The 9,677-nt window shown below is 62.3% G+C and carries 13 protein-coding genes; 6 read left to right on the top strand and 7 right to left on the bottom strand.

The features are described from left to right. Positions 1-598: MFS transporter (locus AC1DWI_RS05680; protein WP_477724512.1), on the bottom strand; the 598-nt coding region annotated here is incomplete at its 3' end. Positions 599-748: 150 nt separating this feature from the next. Continuing rightward, entirely contained in the window at positions 749-1,204 is a 456-nt protein-coding gene (locus tag AC1DWI_RS05675; RefSeq protein ID WP_457280097.1) for a CBS domain-containing protein, read from the bottom strand. 171 nt (positions 1,205-1,375) lie between these two features. Here AC1DWI_RS05675 and AC1DWI_RS05670 point away from each other — a divergent pair, with 171 nt between their 5' ends. From AC1DWI_RS05670 to AC1DWI_RS05660, 3 genes are read left to right on the top strand one after another with little or no spacing between them, the layout of a single operon-like run. Next, a complete protein-coding gene (locus tag AC1DWI_RS05670; RefSeq protein WP_477724511.1) occupies positions 1,376-2,689 on the top strand; it encodes an O-acetylhomoserine aminocarboxypropyltransferase in 1,314 nt (437 codons plus the stop codon). Between the two features lie 3 nt (positions 2,690-2,692). After that, on the top strand, positions 2,693-3,499 hold the full coding sequence (locus AC1DWI_RS05665; protein WP_477667912.1) for an alpha/beta fold hydrolase: 807 nt from the start codon (positions 2,693-2,695) through the stop codon (positions 3,497-3,499). Continuing rightward, positions 3,496-4,788: a cytochrome P450 gene (locus AC1DWI_RS05660; RefSeq protein ID WP_477667913.1), complete on the top strand. Its 1,293-nt coding sequence runs from the start codon at positions 3,496-3,498 to the stop codon at positions 4,786-4,788. The genes AC1DWI_RS05665 and AC1DWI_RS05660 overlap by 4 nt, the downstream gene beginning before the upstream one ends. Here AC1DWI_RS05660 and AC1DWI_RS05655 read toward each other — a convergent pair. Then, a complete protein-coding gene (locus AC1DWI_RS05655) occupies positions 4,781-5,155 on the bottom strand; it encodes a thioredoxin family protein (protein WP_477667914.1) in 375 nt (124 codons plus the stop codon). The genes AC1DWI_RS05660 and AC1DWI_RS05655 overlap by 8 nt on opposite strands. A gap of 162 nt (positions 5,156-5,317) precedes the next feature. Here AC1DWI_RS05655 and AC1DWI_RS05650 point away from each other — a divergent pair, with 162 nt between their 5' ends. Beyond that, complete coding sequence (locus AC1DWI_RS05650; RefSeq protein ID WP_477724510.1) at positions 5,318-5,686, top strand: Mpo1-like protein; 369 nt, start codon at positions 5,318-5,320, stop codon at positions 5,684-5,686. Positions 5,687-5,748: 62 nt separating this feature from the next. Here the strand turns inward: AC1DWI_RS05650 and AC1DWI_RS05645 are convergent, their stop codons facing one another. The 4 genes from AC1DWI_RS05645 to AC1DWI_RS05630 all read right to left on the bottom strand — a co-directional run bounded on the left by AC1DWI_RS05645 (position 5,749) and on the right by AC1DWI_RS05630 (position 8,100). Next, a complete protein-coding gene (locus tag AC1DWI_RS05645; RefSeq protein ID WP_477667916.1) occupies positions 5,749-5,979 on the bottom strand; it encodes a hypothetical protein in 231 nt (76 codons plus the stop codon). Beyond that, positions 5,976-6,164: a DUF3606 domain-containing protein gene (locus AC1DWI_RS05640; RefSeq protein WP_477667917.1), complete on the bottom strand. Its 189-nt coding sequence runs from the start codon at positions 6,162-6,164 to the stop codon at positions 5,976-5,978. The genes AC1DWI_RS05645 and AC1DWI_RS05640 overlap by 4 nt, the downstream gene beginning before the upstream one ends. Positions 6,165-6,501: 337 nt before the next feature. After that, the gene (locus AC1DWI_RS05635; RefSeq protein ID WP_477667918.1) at positions 6,502-6,738 is read right to left on the bottom strand and encodes a hypothetical protein; all 237 of its coding nucleotides are present in this window, start codon (positions 6,736-6,738) and stop codon (positions 6,502-6,504) included. A 147-nt stretch (positions 6,739-6,885) separates the two neighbouring features. Then, positions 6,886-8,100 (bottom strand): YihY family inner membrane protein, encoded by a 1,215-nt coding sequence (locus tag AC1DWI_RS05630; RefSeq protein ID WP_477667919.1) that lies wholly within the window; start codon positions 8,098-8,100, stop codon positions 6,886-6,888. 58 nt (positions 8,101-8,158) lie between these two features. On the opposite strand from AC1DWI_RS05630, the gene AC1DWI_RS05625 reads away from it, so the two are divergent. Together AC1DWI_RS05625 and AC1DWI_RS05620 are read left to right on the top strand one after the other, a co-directional pair. Then, positions 8,159-8,551, top strand: a complete 393-nt coding sequence (locus tag AC1DWI_RS05625) for a DUF2069 domain-containing protein (protein ID WP_477668901.1) — start codon at positions 8,159-8,161, stop codon at positions 8,549-8,551. Positions 8,552-8,567: 16 nt separating this feature from the next. Further along, positions 8,568-9,677: FAD-binding oxidoreductase (locus tag AC1DWI_RS05620; RefSeq protein WP_477724509.1), on the top strand; the 1,110-nt coding region annotated here is incomplete at its 3' end.

Below are 9,677 nucleotides of genomic sequence, written 5' to 3'. Positions count from 1 at the left end.
CGGCCAGCTCAACCGGGTTCTTCCGGTGCCACAAGGTCACGGCGCCGTCGGCCAGCAGAAAGAGCGCCGCGGTAGCTGCCACCACCGCGGGCCATGGCACCCAGCGCAACAGCACTGACGCCAGCACGGGCCCCAGCACCATGCCGAGCTGGTCGGCAATCTGCGCATGGGCCAGCACTTTTTCAAAGCGGTGCTGCCTGAATATCTGCGGCAGCATGACCTCGCGGGCCATCAGGCCCTGCGTGGTCAACACACCGCAGACCGCCGACAGGGCAATCAGCCAGCCGATGCCGCCCAGCCACTGAAAAGCGGCCGCCCCGCCGATGCACACGAGCGCGCGGTAGAGCTGGCTGATGCGCAAAAGCTTGAGAGGCGAAACCCGGTCGCACAGCGCGCCACACACGGGAAAAGCCAGGAAGCGGGGGAGCGTTTCTACCGTGAAGGCGATACCGGACCAGGCCACGCTGCCCGTGATTTCGAAAACCACCAGAGGAACCAGGAAGAGCAGTATCTGGTCGGCAAGCCTGGAAAGGAAGAGGGAGCTATAAAACAGCTGGCCGTTGGCGTTGTTGGCGTTGTCGCGCACCCCTGCTCCCATCGCCTTGCTCCGCAAAGCAGGCCAGATACCTTGCGTATCTGGCTATTATTTTGATAGCGCCTTGCGCTCCTCCTGATTGGGCTGATTGGGCTGATTGGGCTGGCGGCATCTTTTATGCAAAGAACGCCGTCAAGCCCGTACCCCTCATATTCAGCTGCGGTCGGCGCCGTCTTCCTCCGGCCAGTCGCGGATGTAGGCCTTGAGCATCTTGTTTTCGAAGTTCTGGCTGTCCACCACGGCCTTGGCGACGTCGTAGAGGCTGATGACGCCCATCATGACTTTCTGGTTCATCACGGGCATGTAACGCGCGTGGCGTTCCAGCATCATGCGGCGGACTTCGTCGAGTTCGGTCTCCGACGTGCAGGTGAGCGGGTGGTCGTCCATGGCGGTACGCACCAGCGTGCTGCCGATCTCGCCGCCGTTTTTGACGATGCAGACAATCACTTCGCGAAATGTCAGCATGCCGACCAGGTCACCGTGCTCCATGACGACCAGTGAGCCGATGTCTTTTTCGGCCATGATCTGGGCCGCCTTGGCAAGGGGTTCGTCAGGCTGGACGGTGTAAAGCGTGTTGCCCTTCACGCGCAGTATGTCTAGAACCTTCATGGCCATCTCCTCGGTTGTGCTGCTTGCCGGCCCTCATTGTCCCACCACAGCGCGGCAACAGGGAATTCAGTTTAAATATAGCCCACAATCAAACGGCAGGTTGCAAGAATCTGTTCGGGCTCCTGCGATTGCCCGGCGCACCGCCACTTTTTTCTGACTGGAGACAAACCCATGCCCGGTTACTCAGACCCCGGCTTCGACACCCTGGCGTTGCACGCCGGCGCCGCGCCCGACCCCACCACCGGCGCGCGTGCCGTGCCGATTCACCTGACGACTTCTTTCGTCTTCGAATCCAGCGACCACGCGGCCAGCCTCTTCAACCTCGAACGTGCGGGCCACGTCTATTCGCGCATCAGCAACCCGACCAATGCGGTGCTGGAGCAACGCGTGTCGGCCCTGGAAGGCGGCATAGGCGCGATCGCCACGTCCAGCGGGCAGGCGGCGTTGCACCTGGCGATTGCCACCTTGATGGGCGCCGGTTCGCACATCGTGGCCAGCACCGCGCTGTATGGCGGCAGCCAGAACCTGCTGCACTACACCTTGCGCCGTTTCGGCATCGACACCACCTTCGTCAAGCCCGGCGACCTGGATGGCTGGCGCGCTGCCGTGCGGCCCAACACCAGACTTTTCTTCGGTGAAACCGTGGGCAACCCGGGCCTCGATGTGCTGGACATCGAAGCGGTCTCGAGCATCGCCCATGACGCCGGCGTGCCGCTGCTGGTGGACTCCACCCTCACCYCCCCCTGGCTCATCAAGCCCTTTGACCACGGCGCCGACCTGGTCTACCACTCGGCCACCAAGTTCCTGAGCGGCCACGGCACGGTCATTGGCGGCGTGGTGGTGGACGGCGGCAGTTTCGACTGGGAAAAGTCCGGAAAATTTGCCGAACTGACCGAAGCGTACGAAGGCTTTCACAACATGGTGTTCAGCGAGGAAAGCACCGTGGGCGCCTTCCTGCTGCGCGCGCGGCGTGAGGGCCTGCGAGACTTCGGCGCCTGCATGAGCCCGCACACGGCCTGGCTGATTTTGCAGGGCATTGAAACCCTGCCGTTGCGCATGGCGCGGCACATGGGCAACACCGAGAAGGTGGTGCATTTTCTTGCCAGCCACCCGCTGGTGTCGCGTGTGGGCCACCCCATGCTCGAATCGCACCCCAGCCACGCGCTGGCCAAAAARCTGCTGCCGCGCGGCGCCGGTTCGGTGTTCAGCTTCGACATCAAGGGCAACCGCGAACAGGGCAAGGCCTTCATCGAGGCGCTGAAAGTCTTTAGCCACCTGGCCAACGTTGGCGACTGCCGCAGCCTGGTGATCCACCCAGCCAGCACCACGCATTTCCGCATGAGCGACGAAGCACTGGCGGCCGGCGGCATCACACAAGGCACGATCCGCCTGTCGATTGGCCTGGAAGACCCGGACGACCTGCTGGACRACCYCAAGCGCGCCCTCAAGGCGGCAGAAAAAGCCGCCGTGAAAGCGGGGGCTTAAAGCATGTACCTCGACGTCAACGGCCACAAAACCTATTGCTACACCGGCGGCAAACCTTTCGATGCGGCCAAACCCACTGTCGTGTTTATCCACGGTGTGCTCAACGACCACAGCATCTGGATACTGCAGACCCGCTACTTCGCGCACCACGGCTTCAACGTGCTGGCACCCGACTTGCCCGGCCATTGCAAAAGCGAAGGTGAGCCGCCGCAGTCGGTCGAAGAAGCGGCGGCCTTCATCATCGCGCTGCTCGGTGCAGCCGGCATCAAGAGCGCCTCACTGGTGGGCCACAGCTTTGGCTCCCTCACGGCGCTGCACGCGGCGTCCACTGCATCGCACAGGGTGACGCACCTGGCGCTGCTGGGAACCGCCGCGCCGATGAAGGTTTCGCCCGCGCTGCTGGACAACGCACTGAACCAGCCGATGAAGGCCATCGAAATGGTCAACACTTTCTCGCATTCCATGCTGGCGCCGCCGCCCTCGTCGCTGGGCCCGGGCACCTGGCTGTATGGGGGGTCGAAGGCGCTCATGAAACGGGTGCTGGCCAGCAATACCAAAGTCAACCTGTTCCACCGCGGCTTCAAGGCCTGCGACGACTACACCGGCGGCGAAGCGGCCATTGAAAAAGTACAGTGCCCGGTGCTGTTCATCCTGGGCAAAAACGATTCCATGACCTTGCCAAAAATGGCGGCGCCGCTGCAGACCAAAGCCAAAAATGCCAGGACGGTGATGCTGCAGGCCGGCCACCAGATGATGACCGAAGCACCCGAAGGAGTCTTGTTTGCGCTGAAGGATTTCATCAAGCCATGAGCGTGCTGACGGCCACGCCGGCGATGACGCAGCAGCGTGCGCAGGAAATCGCCGCCAGCTTCGACCTGCGCGCCTTGCCGCCGGATTTTTACGCCAACCCCTATCCGGTGTATGCGCTGCTGCGCGAAACCGAGCCCGTCAAGCGCATGCCGGACGGTTCCTGGTTCCTCACGCGTTATGCCGACCTGGTGGCGGTGTACCGCGACGCGCAGACCTTCAGCTCGGACAAGAAGGTGGAGTTCGGGCCCAAATACGGAGCGGGCTCGGCCCTGTTTGAACACCACACCACCAGCCTGGTGTTCAACGACCCGCCGCTTCACACGCGCGTTCGCAAACTCATCATGGGCGCCCTCACGCGGCGCGCCATTGCTGATATGGAGCCCGGGCTCATCACGCTGGTCGATAGCTTGCTGAATGCGATCGAGCGCCGGGGCGGTGGTGATTTGATTGAGGATTTTGCTTCGGCGATCCCGGTGGAGATCATCGGCAACCTGCTGGGCGTGCCGCATGCCGACCGGGCGCCGCTTCGCGCCTGGTCGCTGGCCATACTCGGCGCGCTGGAGCCCAAATTGACGCCCGAACAGGAAGCCCTGGGCAATGGCAGCGTGCGGGACTTCACGGGCTACCTCAAGGACCTGGTGGCGGACCGGCGCAAACACCCGGGTGACCCGGAACACGATGTGCTGACACGGCTGATCGGCGAAGAAGTGTCGGGTGAAAGACTCAGCGAAACCGAATTGCTGCAAAACTGCGTGTTCATCCTGAACGCCGGCCACGAAACCACGACCAATCTGATCGGCAATGCCTTGGTACTGCTGCAGGAATGGCCGCAGGCGAAGCAACAGTTGCTATCAAAATCAGAGCTGCTCGCGCACATCGATAAAGGGCTAGAGGCCGATTTAACTGTTGAAATCGATGAATTCCTGCGTTTTGAGCCGTCCAACCAGCTGGGCAACCGCCGCGCGCTCAAGGCCTGCCAGGTGGGCGGTGTGGACTTGCCCGAAGGCGCGTTGCTGACGCTATGCATTGGGGCCGCGAACCGCGACCCGGCACAGTTTTCCAACCCCGAACATCTGGACCTGGCACGCCAGGACAACCGCCACCTGGCCTTCGGCTTCGGCATTCACCAGTGTGCCGGGCTTAGCCTGGCGCGGCTTGAAGGCCGCATTGCCATTGGCCGGTTTCTTCAGCGCTTTCCGCACTACCGCCTGACCACCAGCCCCACACGCGGCGGCCGTGCGCGCTTCAGGGGTTTTCTGAAGGCGCCGTTTTCAACGACGGCTACCTGACCTGGCGTTGCGCGCCCACACGGTGCGGCGCCGCTTCCAGCGCCTGCAACAGCGCCTGTGTGGATGGCAAATGGGGCACGGGCCTGACGTCGGTCTGCTCCAGCGACTCCAGCAGGCGGGAAAGGGTTTGCGCATGCGGCGTCAGGGGACCCAGAAAGCGCGTGCCGCCCGCATCAGCAATCAGCAGCGTGGGAAAGGTCTCCACTTCCAGGTCGCCGACCAACGCGGCTTCATCTTCAATGTCCAGCCAGACAAACCGGCTTTCCGGATAGCGCAAGGCCATTTCCGAGAAGACGGCGCCGTAGTCGCGGCAAAGGCCGCACCAGTCCGCGCAGAGGCAAATCACCCAGCGCGTGGGAGCGGCCATTACCGGTGGTTCGCTGTGGGGAATCTCTGGAAGCAAAGCAGATGGCATGCAGACGCAAGAGTGCATAAAGGATGCAGGGGCCGGGTGGCCATGGATTGACTATTATGGCCAGCGCCGCAAAATAAGGAGCACCACCGGATATCCGGCGCAGGAGACAAACCCATGAATGCCATCAGCCCCGATGCGGCCGAAACCGGCGTCACGACACCCGTTGATCCCCGCAGCTTTGMGTCTTTCGCGGATTTTTACCCCTTCTACCTGGGCGAGCACCGCAACGCGACCTGCCGCCGCCTGCACTTTGCAGGCTCAAGCCTCACGCTGCTCTGCCTGGCAGCGCTGCTGATGACCCGCAATCCGTGGTGGCTGCTGGCCGGCCTGCTGTGCGGCTACGGCTTTGCATGGATCGGGCATTTCGGATTCGAGAAGAACCGGCCCGCCTCGTTCAAGCGGCCACTCTACAGCTTCATGGGAGACTGGGTCATGTACCGCGACATGTGGCTCCAGGCCTTGCGGCGCATCAAAGGCACCTGAGCCCGTTTCCCTGCGTGGCCTTGGCCCCCACAACGGGCTCTAACAGACCTTATCGGGGTTTATCAGGAGTCCAGTGACTGCAAGGGACCGGTTTTTAACGCCTTGAGGCAAGCAGCGCCGGCCTGCAACGCCGCTTCATGCGTGGGGTACGGGTGGTCGGAACCTTCAATGCGCAGGTCCGCCATGTGCTCTTCGGCTGACAGCTGCGTGACCACCCAGTAAAAAAGACCCGCTGACGGCTCCTTCACCCGCACCGCGAGCGGCCCGGGCGCATCGGGAACGGCGGCACTCATAAAGACCGCCCGAGTTCATTGCTCACGTCTTTGGCGGCAGGGCCTACTTCCGCCACGGCAACGCGCAGTTCAAGCTCACTGCAATCGAGTGCGCTGACCCAGTATTTCAGGGAGGCTTCCTCGTTGATGTTGATGGGCTCGTTTGTCAGGGCCGGGTCGGCGATCAGGTTCGATGGTGATGTCACGGTTCTCTCCAGCTTGGTTGTCAATTGAGGGGATTGCAACAGATGAAGAGAATCGTGGCGTAAGCATAAAGATGGTCTTGTAAGAATTCCTCCCGCGCGCCTGAAGGCCTAACGGGCGAAAATTTGTGCGGTGCAGCATAAAAATTCTTACAAGGCTTACGTCACCCGAACGGCTTTTGCAGGATGAGGCAATCAGGCTTGAAAACGGGCTCAAACCTGCCTCCTGGCACGCATTTGGGCTGAAGCGGAGTCTTGCCAAATCGCAAGGAGGCCACGTCAGGAGGGCAAAACGATGCGGGTATGCGCCTGAACCGCCGCGAAGGCGCGACGCAAAAAATTAAAGGCCGGACTCGCCGTCTACCCGGATGCCCAACTGCTTGACCTTGACGCGCTGCTCCACGGCCTGACTCCACATTTCGAAGTCTTTATTGGTGGGCGCCGGGCCCTGGCCGGTCTGGTAGGCCCACATTTTCGCCGTCAGCTCTTCGTAGATCTGTCGGGCTTCCTGGTGCGCCTGCCGTTCATGGGCAATGGCGCCGTCCAATTTTTCCCTGGTTGGTGTTTTTGATGGCATTGTCAGTGCGTGAAAAAATCAAAAGCCTGATTTTGTTACAACACGCAGGCAGTCACAAATATCCCCAAACAGGGACTGGTTTTTAGTCCGGATGGACTAGCTCCGAAACCTGCTGATGTGCGGGGTTGGCGGGTCGGAGTCGGCGGTTTACAGCGCGTCGCGTAGCCGTATGGCCGGCCACCGGGCCTTTTCCCACAGGCCCTGAACCGCTTCGGCCTTGTCCAGCAGCAGTTGCTGTATCAATGGCTCCAGCGGCGTGGTGTCGGGGTCGGCCAGCAGCAGGTAACGGGCTTCCACCTCACCCTCGGCTTCATTGAGCTGGCCTACCCAGTCCAGCGCAACCAGTGTTTCCAGTACCGGCTCCAGCTGCAGCCCGTCCACCTGGAGGAGCTCGGCCAGCTGCGAAGCGCTGACACCCTTGCGCGGGGTGGCCAGTGCCCGGTGCAACTGCTGGAGCACTTCAATGGCCAGCTGGAAATGCCAGCCATGTGCGCTGCCGCGGCGGGCCACTCCGGCCAGGAGACTGGGCAGGTACGCGGCAATCACAGCGCCCATCAGCACGATGACCCAGGACACATAAATCCATACAAGGAGGATGGGCAAGGTAGCGAACGCGCCATACACCAGCGAATAGGTCGGCACGGCGCCCAGATACAGGCTCAGCACGCGTTTGGCCACCTCAATGCCCGCAGCCACAAACAGGCCCCCTACCCAGGCATGCGACCACTTCACGTAGGTATTGGGCACATAGCGGTACATCGCCGCCATGCCCCCCGCCACCAGGAAAAACTGCAGGACGCTGAGCAGAAAACGCAGGCTGACGGGCAAAGCGCCCACCAGGCCGCCCGAGGCCGACAGCACATAAGAAGTGACCGCCAGGCTGGCCGCCAGCAGCAGCGGCCCCAAGGTAATGGCAGCCCAATAAATGAGCACACGCTGCGTCAGTGGCCGCGCCTTTTTGACGCGCCAGATACCGTTGAGCGTTCGGTCAATGGTCAGGATGAGCGCGATGGCCGTGACCAGAAGCACGGCCAGGCCCGCGATGCCCAGCTTATTGGCCTGGCGGCTGAATTGCGTCAGGTAACCCAGCACCTGGCGGGCGATGTTGTCGGGGATCAGGCTCTGAATCAGCCAGGCCTGCAGGGCGCCCTGCAACTTCGAGAACATCGGGAAGGCCGTAAAGATGGCCAGCGCCACCGTAAAAAACGGCACCAGCGCGATCGAGGTGGTGAAGGTCAGGCTGCTGGCGGTCAGGCCCATGTGGTCTTCCCGGAAACGGTCACGCAGCGTGAGCGCTGTGCCGCGCCACGGAAAGCGCGACAGGTCGCTCAAGAGGTCCTCGAGATATTGCTGAAATTTCATCCCCGGTATCATGCCACTGACCTTGAACCTGTTGACGGTCCAGCGGGTTCCCATGACCATGAACAAAACAACGCAAATTGACATCACCCGCCGGCTCGCGCTGGCCAGCCTGCTGGGCCTTATCGTGCTGGGCCTGGCCTGGGAAATGTGGCTGGCGCCCATACGCCCGGGCGGCTCATTACTGGCGCTCAAAGTGCTGCCGCTGTGCATTCCACTGGCCGGCATCATGAAAAACCGCATGTACACCTACCGCTGGGTCAGCCTGCTGGTGTGGCTGTATTTCACCGAAGGCGTGGTGCGGGCCTGGAGCGACCGCGCCCCCGGCAACTACCTGGCCTTCATCGAGGTGCTGCTGTGCCTCACGCTGTTTGCCGCCTGCGCGATGCATGTGCGGGTGCGGCTGAAAAACGCCCCCACTGCTTCCAGCGCCTCAAATCCATCAACCCCTTAACCTGAAGCCGAACATCGTGAGCACACACACCCAACTGATTGAGTCCCTGCGCCAGATCGTCGGCGCACCCAATGTCCTGATTGATGGCGACCTGACGCCCTGGGTACAGGACTGGCGCAGGCGTGAAACCGGCAAGGCCCTGGCCGTGGTGCGTCCTGGCTCCACGCCTGAAGTCGCGGCCGTGGTGAAAGCCTGCGCCGCAGCACGCGTGAGCATCGTGCCGCAAGGCGGCAATACCGGCATGGTGGTAGGGTCGACACCCGACGACACCGGCACGCAGGTSGTGCTSAGCCTGACGCGYATGAACAAGGTGCGCACGCTGGACGCCGGCAACCTGACCATCACGGTCGATGCCGGCTGCGTGTTGCAAAACCTGCAGGAARCCTGCGAAAAAGCCGGCTTYCTGTTTCCCCTGAGCCTGGCCTCGGAGGGAAGCTGCACCATTGGCGGCAACCTCGGCACCAACGCCGGCGGCACCCAGGTCGTGCGCTACGGCAATACGCGCGACCTCTGCCTGGGGCTGGAAGTCGTGACCGCACAGGGTGAAATCTGGGACGGCCTCTCCGGCCTGCGAAAAGACAACACCGGCTACGACCTGCGCCACCTGTTCATCGGCAGCGAAGGCACGCTGGGCGTGATTACCGGCGCCATCATGAAGCTGTATCCCATGCCGAAATCCCAGCTCACCGCCTTTACGGCCGTGCCGTCGCTTGAGGCTGCCGTACAGCTGCTGGGCCTGGCGCATGAGCACCTGGGCTCCGGCCTGACCGGTTTCGAAGTCATGGGCCAGTTCGCACTGGGCCTGGTGGCCAGGCACTTCCCGCAACAGCGCGTGCCTTTCTGGCAGGAGCACGCCTGGTGCGTGGTTCTGGAGAACTCGGACAACGAATCCGAAGCCCATGCGCGTGAATGCTTCGAGCGACTCCTGGAAGCCGCCATGGAGGCCGGCTGCGTTGCCGACGCCGTGGTCGCCGAGAGCATGGCGCAAGCCCATGCGCTGTGGCACATCCGTGAAAGCATCCCGATGGCGCAGGCCGAAGAGGGCCTGAACATCAAGCACGACATCTCGATCAATGTGTCGCGCATTCCCGAGTTCGTGACTGAAACCAATGCGCTGCTGCTGGAG

Source organism: Polaromonas sp. P3_C2, from assembly GCF_056402675.1.
This window is presented reverse-complemented; position numbering and strand designations above follow the sequence as displayed.